A 16,824-nucleotide genomic window follows, 5' to 3' on the forward strand; every position below is an offset into this window, starting at 1 on the left:
GTCGGCAGCGCCGGGCGGTGCACGCGCTGCTGCCATTGCAACCAGCGTCCGCGTCGATCGACACGCCGTTCCGCGGGCGAATCATCGCGAATCGTCGGGCGGGCAGCCGCAGTATCGCTGCACCAGCCCGAGCAGCAGGTCGAGGTCGATCGGCTTGCGCACGACCGCGGCCACGCCCGACGGCGCGGCCTCCGGGGCCGACGCCGACATCACCACCACCGGCAAGGCGAGCAGGCGGTCCTGCGCCCGCAGGCGGCTCAGGACCTGCCAGCCGTCGACCAGCGGCATCATCAGGTCGAGCAAGATGAGGCACGGGTCGCGGCCCTCCCCGTGCAGATAGGCCAGCGCCTGCTTGCCGTCGGCGACCTCGTGGACGACGTAGCCCTCGTCGCGCAGCAGCTCGGCCACGACATCGCGGATGTCGTCGTCGTCCTCGATGAGCAAGACGGGCAGCATCGATCCAACGATGTTCGCAGTGGTTCGCGGCGACAAGCGCGGCCGAGGTCGCTGCGCACATTGCGGCCCGTCCAGGCCCAGCGGCGCCGCGCGGCCGCCCGCGAGACGTTCGCCGGGCCGCGCCGCCCCGACCGGCGCGAGCACGAAGGTGGCGACACGCTCGAGGCACGATGCTCCCCGCCCCCGATGCCGTCACTTGCGCCGACGACGCCGGACTCGTCTACGTGACCGATGCGAACCCGGGGATCCGCCGCCGCCGCGCCGGCAACGGGTTCGCCTACCGCGACGCGAAAGGCCGCCCGGTCCGCGACGCGGAGCTATTGGCGCGCATCCGCCGGCTGGCGATCCCACCGGCCTGGACGGAGGTGTGGATCTGCCCCGATCCACGCGGCCACATCCAGGCGGTCGGCCGCGACGCCCGCGGACGCAAGCAATACCGCTACCACCCGCGCTGGCGAGAGGTCCGCGACAGCACCAAGTACGAGCGCATGCTGGCGTTCGCGGCGGCGCTGCCGGCGATCCGCGCCCGCGTCGACCGCGACCTCCGCCGCCCCCGGCTCGACCGCGACAAGGTGCTCGCCACTGTGGTGCGACTGCTCGACGCCACGCACATCCGCATCGGCAACCCCGAATACGCGCACTCCAACGATTCGTACGGCCTGACGACGATGCACGACCGCCACGTGCAGATCCACGGCAAGCACATCGAGTTCCGCTTCCGCGGCAAGGCCGGCAAGCTGCACCGCGTCGCCCTCGACGACGCCCGCCTGGCGAAGATCGTCCGCAGCTGCCGCGACGTGCCGGGCCAGGACCTGTTCCAATTCTACGACCACGCCGGCACCCACCACGCGATCGGCTCGGCCGACGTCAACGCCTACCTGCGCGCCTGCTCGGGCAGCGAGTTCAGCGCCAAGGACTTCCGCACGTTCGCCGGCACGGTGCTGGCGGCGGAGGAGCTGTGGCGCGACCCCAGGCCGGAGCAGAAGTACCGCCGCAAGCAGGCGGTCACGCGGGCGATCGAGCGGGTCGCCGGCTGCCTCGGCAACACCGCGACGGTGTGCCGCAAGTGCTACGTGCACCCCTCGGTGCTCGAGGCCTACGAGGACGGGGCGCCGCTGCCGGCCGCGCCCCGCGGGCCCCGGGCCTATCAGGCGCTGCGCCCCGAGGAGCGCCGCGCGGTCGCCCTCCTGCTCGAGCAGCAGCGGACCGCCGGCCAGCGCACCCTGTCGGCCCGCCTGGCCGCGTCGCTGAAGGACCGCCGCGCGGCCCGCCACGCCGCGCCGCGCCGCGCCGCGCGTCACGTCGAGGAGCGCCGGGCCGCCTGAGCGGCTGCGCCGGAGGACATGTCTCCATGGGCATGCCCCGGGGGACATGCTCCTCGGGACATTTCCTGAAGGACAGCCGGCGTCAGCGCTTCTTGCGGCGCAGCCCGTCCTGCATGCAGACCAGCAGCGCCTCGCGCAGGGTCGAGAGGGTGGCGATCCGGTTGAGCTCGATGCCGAGGGAGATGATCGACGAGGCGACGTCGGGGCGGACGCCGACGACGATCCCGCGGGCGCCGAGCAGCTGGACGGCGCGGATCAGGGCGATGATGTGCTGGGCGGTGCCGGTGTCGACGACCTCGACGCCGGTGAGGTCGATGATGGCGAAGCGCGCGCGCAGGCGGCCGATCGCGTCGAGCAGCAGCTCCTGCATGCGCATGGCCTGGCCGGGATCGATGGTGCCGAACAGCGGCATCAGCACCACGCCCTCCCACACCTCGATGATCGGCGTCGACAGCTGGCGGATCGCCTCCTGCTGGGCGGCGATGATCTCGAGCTTGTCGCGCAGGCTGGCCTCGGTGCGCTTGCGGGCGGTCGCGTCGAAGAAGAAGCCGCGCCGCAGCGGGCCGTCGCCGCGGGCCTTCTGGCCCCCGCGGATGCTGTGCAGCCACAGCTCCTCGCCGTCCTCGGCGCGCACGCGGAACTCGAGCTCGCGGGCCTCGCCGCCGATGGCCGACAGGTGCAGCGCCAGCGCCTCGCGGTCGTCCGGGTGGGTGATGCCGGGCAAGAACCCGAATTCGGCGGTGAAGCGGGCGCTGCCGTGGCCGAGCAGCGCGGCCACCTGCGGGCCGATGTAGGTGAGCCGGCCGGCGACGACGTCGGCCTCCCACGGGATCGCGCCGGCGCTCTCGACCAGCTGGCGCATCCGGTCCTCGCTCTCGCGCAGGCCCTGCTCGACCTGCTTGCGCTCGCGGTTCTCGCGGGCGAGGTCGCCGTACAGCGACGAGACGGCCAGGGAGATCGCGGCCTGCGTCAGCAGCAGCTCCAGCACCGCCGTGCGCTGCGGGGTGAAGGCGCCGCTCATCCAGTTGTTCTCGAGGTAGAGCACGCCGACCAGGCCGCCCGAGCGGACGATCGGCACGCACAGCACGCTGCGCACCTGGCCGGCGGCGAGGTGCGGGTCGGCGGCGAACAGCGGGCTGCTGCGGGCGTCGGTCAGCAGCACCTGCTCGCGGGTGCGGCGGACGTACTGCACGATCGACAGCGCCAGCTCGTCGCCGGCCGCGAGCGGGCGGGTCGCCGGCAGGGTGACCTCGACGCCCTGGTCGCCGGTCCGCGCGCCGGCTGCGACCACCAGCCGCTCGCGCTCCAGCAGCAGCAGGTGGCCGTTCTGCGCCCCGGCGTGCTCGAGCACGATGTGCATCAGGCTGCTGAGCAGCTTGTCCTGCATCAGCTCGCCCGACAGCGCCTGCGTTGCCTTGACGACCGCGAGCGCGTCGACCGACAGCCACTGCGAGCCGGGCGGGGTCATCGGCCCGAGCTCGGGCACCCGCGAGGCCAGCTGCGCCAGCTTGGCGGACGCGCCCCAGCGGGCGTAGAGGCTGCGCGCGCGCTCGAAGTAGGCGACCGCGGCGATGCCGAGGCCGAGCGCGCGCGCCAGCTCGCCGGCCCGCTCGCAGGCGATCGCCTCGACGGCCAGGAACGACTCCTGTGCGGCCGACCGCGCCGCCGCCTCGAGCCGCGGCAAGGCCTCGGCCGAGCGCCCCTCGAGGCGCAGCAGCTCGGCGCCGAGGAGCTCGGCGCGGGCGCGGAAGTTGGCCGGGCAGCCGGTCGCCAGCCGCTCGGTCAGGGCCGCCTGGACGCGCACGCGCTCGAGCATCTCGGCCCGCCGCACCGGCTCGCGGTCGGCCACCGCGGCGGCCACGAGGGCGCAGTAGAAGTCGCCGTCGGCGCCGAGGAAGGTGCCGAGCAGGCCGTTGCCCTTGGTCGCGGCGAAGCGGTCGGCGGCCTGCAGGGCGCCGCCGAGGTCGCCGAGCAGGTAGAGCCGCTGCATGCGCAAGAAGTGGTGGGTGCCGAGCGCCGAGCCGGCCGTCTTCGTCACCGGCTCGACGGCGTCGTCGGCGTCGACCCGGGCGCCGCGCAGGCGCGGCAGCTGGGCCAGCACCACGTCGACGGTCATGACCGCGATCTCGTGCTGCATCTGCACGTAGCTGCTGCGATGGCGGGCCCACTGCTCCTCGACCTGGGCCAGGGCGTCGCCGCGGCACAGGAGCAGGGTGTCCTGGCCGAGCAAGGCGAACGCGCCGTAGGCCGAGAGGTCGCCGGCCTCGATGCCGGCCTGCTGACCCGCGCGCAGGTGGGCCAGGATCTGCGGCAGCGGCTCGTGCCACGGGCCGCTGAACCAGCCGTAGATCGTGCGCACCTTGGCGTGCACGCCGGCGTCGGCGATGGCGTCGAGCCGGCGCAGGGTCATGCGCGCGATCCGGCCCGACATGTCGTGCTCGCCGAGCACGGTCACCAGCAGCAGGGCGAACGAGGCGTAGCCGACCACCGAGTCGCGCGTCTCGCCGTGGACCAGCGACAGCTCGACGAGGCGCAGGATGATGATCGAGAACAGGACGATGTCGAGGTAGAAGCTCGACGGCAGCAGGCTGACCAGCACCTGCGCCGCGACCCGCCGCGCCGGGTCGGCGACCGAGGTCGCGTGCTCCATCGCCTCGATGTCGAGCGCCGAGAAGCGGGCCACCGCCAGCTCGATCATCGGCCCGAACGCGGCCAGGCGCGCCTCCGGGGTCGCCGGGATGTCGATGCCGAGCTCGCGCAGCGCCTTCTGGCCGACGTCGAGGCTCTCCTGCATTCGCCCGACCGAGTAGTAGAGGCTGATCTGCAGCGTGAAGATCTCGGCCCGCTCGAGCGGCCCGCGGGCGTGCGACAGCGCGGCCTCGAACAGCTGCTCCGCCGCTTCGTTGTCGTTGCACAGATATGCGCATTCGGACAGGTCGCGGTGGAGGTCGAAGGTCAGCTGGAAGTGCGCGTCCCAGGCGTCGGCCGGCAGGAGGGCGAGCGCGACCCGCAGGTAGATGAGCGCCGAGGCGTAGGCGTTGGCCTGCTTGGCGCGCCGGCCGGCCTGCACGTCGAGGCGGGCGAGGTCGAAGCGGGCCCGCGGATCGTCGAGCAGCGCGGCGGCGGCGTTGAGGTGGTTGACGACCGCGAACAGGCGCTCGGGCGCGACCTCGGAGCCGATCGGGCCGCGCAGCTCGCGACCGATCCGCAGGTGCACGCCGGCCCGCTCGGCCTCGGGCGTGAGGCTGTAGGCGGCCTGCTGCACGCGGTCGTGGGTGAACTTGAGCTGCCCGGCGCGCGCGACCACCAGCGAGTCGGTCAGCGCCGGCGCGAGGTCGGCCATCACCGCCGCCTCGTCGCGGCCGAGCAGCACGGCCAGGGTCGCCGGCGCGATCTCGGCGCCGGCGCAGGCGAGCAGGCTGAGCGCCCGCTGGGCCGGGCCCGACAGGCCGCGCAGGCGCTCGAGCATCAGCGCGACGATGTTGTCGGTGTAGCCCTTGGCCTCGATCGCGCCCAGGTCCCAGCGCCACGCGCCGACCTCGGGGTCGAGGTAGAGCAGCCCCTCGGCGGCCAGCATCGTCAAGAACTGGCCGACGAAGAAGGGGTTGCCCGCGGTCTTGGCGTGCAGCAGCCCGGACAGCTGGGCCGCGGCCTCGGGGCTGCAGCGCAGGGTGTCGAGCAGCAGCGCGGCGACGTGCTGCGGCGGCAGCGGGGCGACGAGGAGGTCCGACACGCGCACGTCGGCGCTCTGGATCTCGAGCAGCGCGCCCGTCCACGGGTGCGACGGGCCGATCTCGCCGTCGCGGTAGGCGCACACGACGAGCACGTGCTGCACGTCGGGGTGCGTGAGGATGTGCTGCAGCAGGCGGATGCTGGCGGTGTCGGCCCACTGCAGGTCGTCGAGGAACAGGATCAGCGGCTGGTCGGGCTGGGCGAACACGCCGATGAACTGGCGCAGCACCCGGTTGAAGCGGTTCTGCGCCTCGAGCAGCGGCTGCGGCGGGACCGGCGGCTGCGGCCCGATCACCAGCTCCATCTGCGGGATGATGTCGATGATCAGCTGGCCGAGGTTGCCGAGCTCGGCCTGCAGGCGCTGGCGCCAGGCCGCGAGGTGCTCCTCGCTGGCGGCGAGCAGCTGGCGGGCGAGCTCGCCGAACGCCCTGACCAGGGTGGCGTACGGGATGTCGCGGTCGTACTGGTCGAACTTGCCGGCGACGAAGACGCCGGGCTGGCCGGTGTGACGGCGCTCGAGGCCGTGCACCAGCGCCGACTTGCCGATGCCCGAGGGCCCGCGCACCAGCGCCAGCTCCGGCGCGCCGCGCTGGGCGACCCGCTCGCGCGCCGCCTCGAGCGCCTGCAGCTCGGCGTCGCGGCCGTAGAGGCGCTGGGAGATCCGCAGCTGCTCGGGCACGTCGCGCAGGCCGAGGACGAAGCGCGTCTCGCCGTCGCCGCGGCCGGCCGCGGCGAGCCAGCGGTCGAGGTCGGCGATCAGGCCCGACGCGCTCTGGTAGCGCTCGTCGGCGGCCTTCGCCAGCAGCTTGAGCACGATCTCCGCCAGCGGCACCGGGACCTCGCCGCGCAGCTCGGTCGGCGGACGCGGGGCCTGGGCCACGTGGGCGTGCGTCCACCCGAGCAGGTCGACCGCGGTGAACGGCGGCGCGCCGGTCAAGAGCTCGTGGAACAACGCGCCCAGCGAATAGAGGTCGGCGCGGTGGTCGGGGGCGTGCAGCGTCGGCTGCAACAATTCGGGGGCCGCGTAGGCGAGCTCGTCGGGCCGATGCGCGGCCAGCCAGTCGGCGCCCTCGTCCGCGCCGTCGAGCTCGGCCACGTCGTCGCCCTCGAGGCGGACCAGGCGCGGCGCGAGGTGGCGATGGGTGTGGCCCTGGCGGTGCATCGTGTGCACCGCGGCGGCGACGCTGCGGAGCAGGACGGCGGAGCGCTCCGGGGCGAGCGGGCGAGAAGCGAGCTCCAGCAGGGTCGTGGACAAGGACGATCCTTTCGCGTCGGCGAACGCGGGCGCGATCATCGAACAATTGCGGCGAGTCCGACAAGGGTCGAGCGAGCGCAAGAGCGCTCCCTCGCCGACAAATCGAACGTGACGCGCCGCGAATGCGGCGAGCGCCGCACCCATCGTGCGAGGATGTGCGCGTAGAGCGGCAAGCGCGGCGGACGTGCTCGGCAGGCGCGAAGCGAGGGACGTGAATGCGCGCGCACAGGGGAGCGGCCGATGCAGCGGCGCCCCGATTCCAGCGGGCGCCGGCGTCGATTACGTGCGCGATGGCCGACGGCTCACTCGCCGCCCTGGCGCAGCGCCAGCGACTCGCCCGCGATCGCGGCCCCGCCTTCGAGGCACAGCATCCGCACGTGTCCGCTGCTGACGACGCGCCCGCCGTCGTCGCGGATCTCCACGCTCCACACTTGCGTGCGACGCCCGCGGTGCAGCGGCGTCGCGCGGGCGCGCAGCGTGCCGCCTCGCGTGCCCTGCAGGAACGAGGTCGTGTTCTCGAGGCCGACCGTCGACTGCCCGCGCGTCATCGCCGACAGCGCGGCCCCCGTGCTCGCCAGCGTCTCGACGATCGTCGCGTACACGCCGCCGTGGACCAGCCCGTACGGCTGCAGCAGCTGCGGACCCACCGGCACCTCGGCCTCGATCAGGTCGGCGCTCACGTGCGTGAACACCAGGCCGATCACCCGGTCGATCGCGCTGCGGTGGTCGTTGAAGATCGCCGCGGTCGCGGCCGGATCGCTGCCGGCCCCGACCAGCGCCGCCAGAGCCTGGCCCGCGTCGGTCATCGGCCCCACCGTACTCGCCGCGCCCGGCCGCTTCAAGCCGCGCCGCCGCCGCCCGGACCGACGTGTCGACCGTCCACCGACACTGTCGCATTCGCCATGTCCGATAAGACATGCCCCATCGGGCATGCCCCAGGAGACAGGCTCTACCCGCGGGCGAAGCCGGCCCGCGGCGTGTCGGTGCCGAGCGTCTCGGCGCTGATCGGCGCGCCGATGGCGGCCAGCGCCTGGCGGTGCTCGGCCGGCGGGACCTTGAGCAGGGCGCGCTCGAACTCCTTGAGGCGGACGAAGCTCGGCAGGGCCAGGGTCCGCTCGACCAGGCCGGCGAGGCGAGGCCAGCGCTCGGGGTCGGGCTTCACCTTCGCCAGGGCGGCGTTGCGCAGGAAGCTGGCGACGGCGATGTCGGCGATCGACAGCTCGCCGCAGAAGAACCCGTCGGCCGGCGCCTGCCCCTCGAGGTAGTCGAACACCTGCGGCACCTCGTCGCGCATGGTCCGCTCGATCAGCGCGGTGTCCGGCGCCTGGCCGAAGACCGCCGGCCGCACCACCAGCTGGGCGAAGATCCGCCACAGGAACACCTCGGCCATGCGCGTGTCGGCGAACTCCTCGAGCCAGCGCGCCCGGGCCCGCAGCGCCGGCGCGCGCGGCAGCAGCGGCGGCGTCGGGTGGACCTCGTCGAGGTACTCGCAGATCACCGTCGAGTCGGTCAGGGTCAGGTCGCCGTCGACGAGCACGGGGATCCGCCGCAGCGGGCTGAGGGCGCTGAAGCCGTCGCCGCCGAGGAACGGGATGATCGGGTCGATCGTGTAGGCCACGCCCTTGAGGTCGAGCGCGACGAGCACCTTGCGGACGTAGGGCGAGACGTAATTGCCGACGATGTGGACGGGGGGCTTCACGCGCCGATCCGAGCACCGCGGCGCGGCGCTGTCAACCTGCGCGCGAGCGAACCTGTCCTCCGGGACATGTCGACTCTGCGCCGTGGGCCGCCTCACGCGAGGGCCGCGCCCGTCACGGGGTCCGCATCGGTGACGATGGGTCGTGACCGCGAGCGACCCCCACCCCCTCGCCCCGGCGCAGCTCCGCGCCGCGCTCGCCAGCCCGCAGGCGGCCGTGCGCCACGCCGGCCTGCTGCAGCTGCAGGATCGCCTGGCCCGCGCGGCGGACCCCGAGGCGCTGGCGGAGCTGGCCGCGCTGCTGCCGACGTCGCCGGCCGGCCTGCCGCCGCCGCTGCAGCTGCGGCTGGCGGCGATGTACCGGTCCGTATGGACATGGCGAAAAGAACATGTCCTTCCGGACTGGCGCTCCGTCGACCTCGAGCCGGCGGTCGCCCAGGCGTGGCTGCGGCTCGATCTGTCGGTCGCGCCGGCGACCCTGGCCCGGCGCGAGGTCGACGCGTTCGTGGTCGCCGCCCTGCGCAGCCTGTCCGCAGGCGACCTGCTCGAGCCGGCGGACCTGGTCGCGCTCGCCTGCGCTCACGCGCGGGTCGACGTGCAAGAGGAGGGCGCGCGGCTGCTGGACGAGTGCCTGCGCGCCGGCCTGCTCGCGCCGGCGCAGGCGATCGAGTCGCTGCGGACGCTGCTCGCCAGCGCCAGCCCGCCGCGGCGTCGCGACGCCTTGCTCGAGCTGGCGGCGCCGTGGGCCCGCGCGTGGCCGTGCCCGCGCGCGACCCTGCTGCCGCGGCTGGCGGACGACGACGTCGAGGTCGCGTGCGCCGCGGTGTACCTCGCCGCGCTGCACGATCTCCATACCGACCTGCGCGCGCTGGTCGAGGACGACAGCGCCGACCCGCGTGTGCGCGCCGAGGCGTTCGGCGCGGCGATGGCCCGCTGCGAGCGCGACGCCCTGCCCGCCTGGCTCGCCCTCGCTCTCGGCGATCCGGTCCTGTTCGGGCCGACCTGCCTGCGGGCTCTGCGAGCGCTGCACCGCCGGGCGATCTTCGTCGGCGACGCCGAGCTGCCCGCAGTGCTCGCGCTGGCCACCGGCGATCACAGCCTCGACCTCGACGAGCTGGCCGCGCTGACTTTCACCGCCCGCAAGCCGCTGCTGCGCCGCCTCGCCGACCTGCCCGCCGGCGACCCGCGGTGGCCGCGGCTGATGCCGCTGCTGGCCGCGATCGACAGCGACGAGGTGCCCGCGGTCCTGCACGCGCTGCTGGCCGGCACCCGCGACCGCGACCTGCGGCGGCAGATCCTCCGTCAGCTCGGCCCGCTCCGCGACGCGTCCAGCGAGGCCGTCGTGCTCGCGCACCTCGAGCAGGAGCCGGCCGCCTGCCTGGGCGCGCTGCGCTGGCTCGGCGCCGCCGCCACCGTGACCGCCTTGAGCGAGGGCCTCGGATTGCACGACCAGGCCGGGGTGCGCCCGCACCTGTGCGACCTCGCGGCCGACGCGGCCGCGCTGCTGTGGCACCTCATCGACCTCGACTCGCCGGTGCGCGCGCGCTTGCAATCCCGCCTGCGCTTCGACGCGTTGCCGCTGGCGATCCACCGCGACCTCCAGCGGCCGCCGGCGCGCTTCAACCCCGCGCTGACGCTCGCGTGCGCGGTCGAGCCGGTCAGCGTGCGCGCGCTCGAGCTGCTCGGTCGCTTCGGCGGGGCGGACGACCTCGAGCTCGCGCGCGACCTGCTGCGCCGGGTCGTCTCCGAGATCGTCGCCGGGGTGCTCGTCGAACGCGACCGCGCGCCGCTGCGGATCGATCCCAGCCCGGTGCGCGCCAGCGAGGCGGAGCGGCAGATCCCCGAGGTCGCCCTGCAGGCGGTGCGCGAGCTCGGCCGACGGCTGTACGAGCGCGACGCGGTCCGGCCGGCGTGCCTGCTCGCCGCCCTCGGCGCCGCCGACGCCGGAGACCGCGTCCTCGCCGAGCTGCTGCTCGACCTCGACGACGAGCCGCTCGCGCCCGAGGCGCGCGCGATCGTGCTGCGCGCGCTGGTCTCGCAGCGGAGCCGCCGGACCCGGCGCGTGCGCCGGCACCTCCACCGCCACCTGCGTCACGCCGATCCGCAGGTCCGCGCCGCCGCAGTCACATGTCTCGCGAGACATGTCCCCGACGACCTGTGCGCGAGCCTGGTCAAGCTCGCCGAGGGCGACGACCTGCCGACCGCACGCCAGGCCCTGCTCGCGCTCGCCGAGGCGCGGGCCACCGCCGCCGCGCCGGCGATCGCCGCCTGGCTCGAGCACCCCAACATGAACCTCAAGAAGACCGCCGCCGAGGCGCTGCAGCGCGCCGGCTCGGCCGAGGTCGTGCCCGCGCTGGTGCGCTGGCTGGGCGCGCACGACAACCCGGGCCTGCGCGCCGCGCTGTCGGCCACGCTGGCCGCGCTGCTCGGCGACAGCGTCACGCCGACGCTGCTCGCCGCGCTCGACAGCCAGCCGCCCGCCGACCCGCACGCCGCCGCGCGCTGGCGCCTGTGGTCGCTCGCGCTCGACGGCCGGCTCGAACCAGCCGCCGTCTTGCACGCGGCCCGTCGCGGGGCGCCGTGGCTCCCGGTCTTCTTGCGCCTGTTGATCGATGGCAGCGTGCGCCTGCGCGGCGAGACGGGCTCGCTCGTGGCCCTGCTGCACCACCACGGTCTGCACCTCCGCGACCTCCCGCTCCTCGCCCCCGCGCCGCTGCGTCCGGCCGTGCGAGCGCTGCGCGACCACGGTCTGACGAGTCACCCGGCCGATCCCCGAAAGACCCGCGACCCCGAACCGACGAATCACCCCGCCGGCGGCCTGCCGGGTCACGCCGCCGACGTCCTCGCCGAGCCCGAGGCGCTCACGCCCGAGGAGCTCGCGGTCGTACGTCCCTACTTGCGCGAGTGGTTGCTCGCGCTGCGCGGCCCCGCGGGGGCAGGGGCGCTGGCCGTCGTGCTGCAGTTGTTCACAGCCGGGCTCGAGCCCGCCGCGCTGCGCCAGTGCGCCGGGTTCGTCGACGACCTGGCCGCGCGGCTCGACGACACGCCGCGCGAGCGACTGCTCGCGTTGCTCGACGCCCTCGTGCCCGAGCTCGACGTCGCCGCCGGCCTCGAGCTGGCCGAGCGGCTGCGCCGCAGCGAGCCGCGTCCCAACCTGTCCCTTGGGTCATGGCTCGGCCGCCTGCGCCGCTGCGGCGCCGTGCTCGTGCGCGCCGACCTCGAGCGCGCCCTGCAGGACTGCGCCGGCACCTCCGACCCGGTCGCGCACGCCCGCGCCGCCCTGCACGACGCGTTCCCGGGCCTGCCCGCGCTCGACGACGAGGCCCGACGCCTGCGCCCTCGCCTCGGCGAGTCGCTGCGCGCCGGCGACGAGGCAGTCTTGTACGACCCGCGCGTCAGCCTCGAAATGCTCGTCGACCTCCACCCCGACGTCCCCGCCGACCTGCACGCCGCCTGGCTCGATCGCTTGCTGCAGGTCCAGCCGCTCGGCGTCGTCGGCCTGCAGCCGCGCCCGCCCGAGGCCCCGCGCCACCTGCCGCCGCCGCGCTCGGCCAAAGTCCTCGCCGCCCTGCTCGCCCGCCTGGCCCGCTCCGGGCTGCCCGAGCGCGAACGCGCCGCCGACCTCCTGCTCGCCTGGCCCGAGCCGGCGGCGCAGGCGGCCTTGCTCACCGCCTGCCTCGAAGGACATGTCCCGATCACCATCCAGCGCGCCCGCGCGGTCGCCGGTCGGTTCGCCGCCGAGGCCTCGACGTGGATCGCCGCCGCCGAGCACGACCGCGAGCTGCGGGCCCGCGTCATCGCGCTGTTCGCCGGCCTCCGCCCGGAGGTCCTCCTCGATCTCGCGCCGACCCTGATCGCGTGGTGGATCGCCGGCCAGCCGCGCGAGCGCGACCTCCTCGCCGCCGGACTGCGGCGGCTCCCCGCCGGCCGCCTGCTGCAACTCCTCGCGCCGCGCCTGCGCGCCGGCGAGTGGGGCTGCCTCGACCTGCTGGGCGCGCCGTCGACCTTGACCCCGGAATGGCACGACTTGCTCGCCCGCGCCCCCGGCGACGGCGACCGCCTGCGCCAGCAGGCCCTGCGCAGCTCGATCGACGCGCGCGACCGTCCGCCGCCGCTCGACCTCGCCGCCCTGCGCACGCCCCTGCCCGCGCCCGCGCCCGCGCCTCCGGCTCGCACGGTCGCCGAGCTGCGGGCGGAGTTCGCCGGCGCCGGCCCCGAGCAGGTCCGGCAGGCGCTCAAGGACATGTCCGATCGCACAGGCGACGAATGGTTCGACCTGCTCGTCGAGCTGGTCGGCCACGCCAGCCCGCGCGTGCGCCTGCAGGCCCACCGCCTGCTGCGCACCGGCGACCGCGAACGCTACCTCCGCAGCGCCCTCGGCCTGCTCGACGACCCCGACCCGAACATCCAGCGCAGCGCGATCCGGGCCGTCTCGCACGCCGGCCACGCGCCCGCCGTCGCCGCTCTGATCGCCCGCCTGGCCCACGAGCGCGACCCGCTGCACCGCGAGGTGATCGCGGCCCTGCGCCGCCTCGGCCCGCTCGCCGAGGACGCGCTGGTCCGCGCCGCCCGCGAGGCCCGCCCCGACCGGCGCCGCCGCTACGAAGAGGTTTTAAATGCGATCGCCGCCGACGTCGCGGCCGGCGAGCCGCCCGAGGACCCGCTCGAGGACGATTGAGCCCGGACCTGGCCGCGCCGACCACGAGCCTCGAGCGACATGACTTTTAGGCCATTGTCTCGAGGGCATGTCCCATTCGCCATGTCCGCGCTCCACCGAGCGAGCATGTCGCGCCGACCGAACAGCGACGGCCCGCCCTCGCGCCCGTACGCCCGCGACCACCCGACTGCGACCCTGTCGAGCAGGAGCCTGTCGTCGACGCGGTACTCGCAGATCCACCCGTCCCAGCAATGCGTGCCGACGAAGCGGAGCGGGAGGCCGTGCGCCTTCGGATCGAACCTCTGCCAGTCGCCCGTCAGCCTCCGCGAATTCGAACACCTCGCCCCCGACCCGCAGGATCGTCGCCAGCTGCTCGGTCATCCCCACCTCCCGGGCTCACGCCCGCGCGCCGGTTGGTCGAGCACCGCGAACGCCGGCTTGCACCGCCGGTGCAGCCCGTCGATCAGCACCGACCTCTCGGCGAATATCAGCAGCACGCCGGTTCGGGTCCCCGTCAGCGCCGCCGCCGGCGCAGCAGCGCGAGCCCCAGCACCAGCCATCCGGCCCCGCCGCCCGCGTCGCCCACCGCGCACGAGCTCGTGGCCGGCTTCGCGGGCTCGCTCGCGGCGTTCGCGGGCGCAGGCGCAGGCGCCGGCGCAGACACAGGCGCCGGCGCGGGCGCAGGCGCGGGCGCAGGCGCCGGCGCGGGCTCAGACGCCGGCGCAGGTGCAGGCGCAGGCGGCGTCTTCCCGCCCGGCGACCAGCTGCCGGTCGCGCCCGGCGGGCAGAACAGCTCGCGCCCGCTGTAGTTGCCGCCGTTGCTGCAGCGCCGCTGCAGCCCCTTCGCCTTCACGGCCACGCGGCAGTCCTCGCCGACGAGCTTCCACTCCGCCTCCGGCTGCCCCGGCTCGAACGCGTAATCGCAGAACTCCCCCGTGGGGCACTGCTCGGCCTGCGAACAGTGAGCATTCGGCGAGTCCGGATCGGGCGGAATGTCGGCCAGCGCGACGGCCGGCATGCATGCGATCGCCATCGCGGCGAGGACGACCTTGAAGGCGCGGGTGCTCATCTCCGGCATGATAACGAATCCGCGGCGCCCGAACACCCGCGCGGTTCTGCCCCGCCGGCGCCCCAGGACCGCGCCGCCGTCCTGTCGACCCCTCCCGACGCGGGCGGGACCGGCGAATCACTGCCATCATTCGCGCTCTTCGCCTGGCGATCGCGTCATTCGGCGGAGAATCGACACACCGCGGATACGCCTCACTGCGCGGTGTAGCCGCCGTCCACCGGATAGAAGCCGCCGGTGACGAACGAGGCGCGGTCGGACAGCAGGAAGGCCACCAGCTCGGCGACCTCCCCGCGCTCGGCCATGCGGCCCATCGGGTGGACCGCTGCGAATTGGGCGCGGACCTCCTCCGGCATCTCCGCGATCCGCGGAGTGTTGACATAGCCCGGGCCGACCGCGTTCACCCGCACGCCCTTCGTCGCGTACTCGAGCGCCGCGCTGCGCGTGAGGCCGAGGACCCCGTGCTTGGCCGCCGTGTACGCCCCAGGCCCGCCAGCCCGACCACCCCGTTCGCGGACGACAGGTTGACGATCGCCCCGCCGCCGCTCTGCACGATCGTCGGCAGCTGGTACTTCATCCCGAAGAAGGTACCGCCGAGGTCGGTGTCGATCACCTCGCGCCAGTCCTCGAGCGTCGAGTCCGCGATCGTCACCCCGGCGGGGCCGGTGATGCCCGCATTGTTGACCGCGAGGTGCAGCCCGCCGAATCGCTCCACCGCGGCCTGCACCGCCGCGCGCACCGCCTCCGGGTCGCGCACGTCGACCTCCACGGCGGCCGCGCGCCGCCCCGAGGGATCGAGGCGCGAGGCGAGCTTCAGCACCCCCTCCATTCGCCGCCCCGCGGCCACCACCGCGGCCCCGAGCGCGTAGAGCTTCTCGGCGATGGCCTCTCCCAGACCGGTGGCGGCGCCGGTGACGATTGCGACCTTACCCGTGAATTCCGGCATGGCACCGCGAGCGTACGGCACCTTCGATCGAACGCAACTCGCGGTCCCCATGCTCAGGGTTCGGCCGACGAGGTCATCGTCTCGTGGTGGATCTGCTCGGCCGGCACACCCAGCCGCTCGAGGTCCTCCTGCACCGCCGCCATGAAGGCGAGCGGACCGCACAGATACACGTCGACGTCGCGGCCCGGGAGCAGCGCCGCGAGCCTGGCGGCGTCGAGCCGGCCGGGCGCGTCGAAGTCGACGCCGGGCCGATCTTCGGGGCGCGGGCGGCTGTACTGCACGTGCAGCGCGACGCGCGGGCTTCGTCGCGCCCACTCGCGGATCTCGTCGGCGAACGGGTGATGCCGGCCGTCGCGCGCCGCGTGGACGAACAGCACCCGGCGCGGATCGTCGCCGCCAACCAGCGCCGCGAGCATCGACAGCAGCGGCGTGACCCCGATGCCGGCGCCGATCAGGACGATCGGCCGCGCTCCGGGTGCGACCGTGAATTCCCCCGCGGGGGCGCGCACCACCAGGCCGTGACCGACCTCGACAGTGTCGTGCAGGAACCGCGAGGCCAAACCGCGCTCGTGACGCTTGATCGAGAGGCGATAAGCGGCCTCGTCCGGACCGCTGGACAGCGAATAGGTGCGCTGCACCGGATCGCGCGAGCCCGGGATCGCCAGCGCGATCGGCAGGTGTTGCCCGGCGCGAAACTGCGGCAGCGGTGCGCCGTCCGGCGAGCCCAGCAGGAACGAGACGACATCGTCGCTCTCGCGCCGCTTCGCCAGCACGCGCAGAGTCCGGCTCGCCTCGCCGTCCGCGCTCCAGCGCAGCGGGAGCGCCGTCGGGCGCAGGACGGCCTCGTCGAGCTCGAACACCAGCAGGCGCTGGGCGCCCGGGTGGCGGGCCACGTCCGGCGAGTCCCAATCGATCGTCACGCGGCCGGTCAATTGCAGCACCCCGCCGCGCGCGAAGTCGACGAACAGCAGGCCGGCGCGGCCGTCGAGCAGGAGATTGCCGACGGTATTGAAGTGATTGTTGCCGGCGTAGTCGGGGAACCGCAGGCGCCGGTCGTCGCAGACCTCGACGAAGCCGCGCGGGCCGCCGCGGTGCGAGGCGTCCATGCCGAACGACGCGGCCTCGCCGGCGCCGCGGTGGCCGCTGGCGAGGAAGAGGGTGTCGGCCGCGGCGATCTGCTCGCGCATCGCCGGCGTGAACGACCGCGACCGCACCGCAGGCGCTGCGATCGAATCCACCCAGCGCCAGCGCCGCTCGTGGATGTGCTGCGGACAATTGCCGAACGTCTGCTCGACGCGCAGCTCGATCCGATTCGCGGCAGTCGACGCGATCCTGCCGTTGACGCGGTTGCGTCGCCGGGTCGCCGGCTCGATGCCCAGCAGGCCGAGGTCGGCGCCGGGCACGAGGCGGCCCGCGAGCGGGTCGTCCGGCCCAGGCTCCGCCGCGAGCACGAGCCGCCGCGGATCGGGCGACGAGGCGAAGCCCGGCGGACCGACCAGCAAGGTCGCCCACGGTCGGGCCTGCCCGTCGCGCGCCGCCGCCACGAGGAACGGGAGCGTCGCGTAGAACTCGCGGTGCTGCTCGGGTAGGAAGGGCCGCACCACCTTCGCGGCCCACGGCGCGAGCTCCTCGCGCACGCCCATCCGCTCCTGGACCGCCAGCTCGCCGGCGTGAAACGTGCTCATGACGAT

General features: G+C 74.6%; 8 protein-coding genes and 1 pseudogene. 2 read left to right on the forward strand and 7 right to left on the reverse strand.

The genetic code is table 11. From position 1 onward, the window contains the following. Positions 1-81 precede the first annotated feature (81 nt). Positions 82-456: a response regulator gene (locus tag O0S08_RS32030; RefSeq protein WP_269033169.1), complete on the reverse strand. Its 375-nt coding sequence runs from the start codon at positions 454-456 to the stop codon at positions 82-84. Between the two features lie 170 nt (positions 457-626). Here O0S08_RS32030 and O0S08_RS32035 point away from each other — a divergent pair, with 170 nt between their 5' ends. Then, the gene (locus O0S08_RS32035; RefSeq protein WP_269033170.1) at positions 627-1,781 is read left to right on the forward strand and encodes a DNA topoisomerase IB; all 1,155 of its coding nucleotides are present in this window, start codon (positions 627-629) and stop codon (positions 1,779-1,781) included. Between the two features lie 82 nt (positions 1,782-1,863). Here the strand turns inward: O0S08_RS32035 and O0S08_RS32040 are convergent, their stop codons facing one another. The 3 genes from O0S08_RS32040 to O0S08_RS32050 form a co-directional block, all read right to left on the reverse strand. Continuing rightward, positions 1,864-6,768, reverse strand: coding sequence for an AAA family ATPase (locus O0S08_RS32040; RefSeq protein ID WP_269033171.1), 4,905 nt, complete (start codon positions 6,766-6,768; stop codon positions 1,864-1,866). A gap of 302 nt (positions 6,769-7,070) precedes the next feature. Next, positions 7,071-7,574 (reverse strand): PaaI family thioesterase, encoded by a 504-nt coding sequence (locus O0S08_RS32045; protein WP_269033172.1) that lies wholly within the window; start codon positions 7,572-7,574, stop codon positions 7,071-7,073. Between the two features lie 143 nt (positions 7,575-7,717). Then, positions 7,718-8,467: a glutathione S-transferase family protein gene (locus O0S08_RS32050; protein WP_269033173.1), complete on the reverse strand. Its 750-nt coding sequence runs from the start codon at positions 8,465-8,467 to the stop codon at positions 7,718-7,720. A 142-nt stretch (positions 8,468-8,609) separates the two neighbouring features. Between O0S08_RS32050 and O0S08_RS32055 the strand changes: the two genes are divergently transcribed. Further along, positions 8,610-13,142, forward strand: a complete 4,533-nt coding sequence (locus O0S08_RS32055) for a HEAT repeat domain-containing protein (RefSeq protein ID WP_269033174.1) — start codon at positions 8,610-8,612, stop codon at positions 13,140-13,142. A 493-nt stretch (positions 13,143-13,635) separates the two neighbouring features. On the opposite strand, the gene O0S08_RS32060 is transcribed toward O0S08_RS32055, so the two are convergent. The 3 genes and pseudogenes from O0S08_RS32060 to O0S08_RS32070 form a co-directional block, all read right to left on the reverse strand. After that, the gene (locus O0S08_RS32060) at positions 13,636-14,190 is read right to left on the reverse strand and encodes an MYXO-CTERM sorting domain-containing protein (protein ID WP_269033175.1); all 555 of its coding nucleotides are present in this window, start codon (positions 14,188-14,190) and stop codon (positions 13,636-13,638) included. Positions 14,191-14,381: 191 nt separating this feature from the next. Beyond that, positions 14,382-15,133, reverse strand: a pseudogene (locus tag O0S08_RS32065) (SDR family NAD(P)-dependent oxidoreductase). A gap of 53 nt (positions 15,134-15,186) precedes the next feature. Continuing rightward, positions 15,187-16,818 carry an FAD-binding oxidoreductase gene (locus tag O0S08_RS32070; protein WP_269033176.1) on the reverse strand — a complete coding sequence of 544 codons (1,632 nt, stop codon included), beginning with the start codon at positions 16,816-16,818 and terminating at the stop codon, positions 15,187-15,189. Positions 16,819-16,824 lie beyond the last annotated feature (6 nt).

Origin of the sequence: Nannocystis punicea (assembly GCF_026965555.1) — a bacterium.
GTDB classification, from domain to species: domain Bacteria; phylum Myxococcota_A; class Polyangia; order Nannocystales; family Nannocystaceae; genus Nannocystis; species Nannocystis punicea.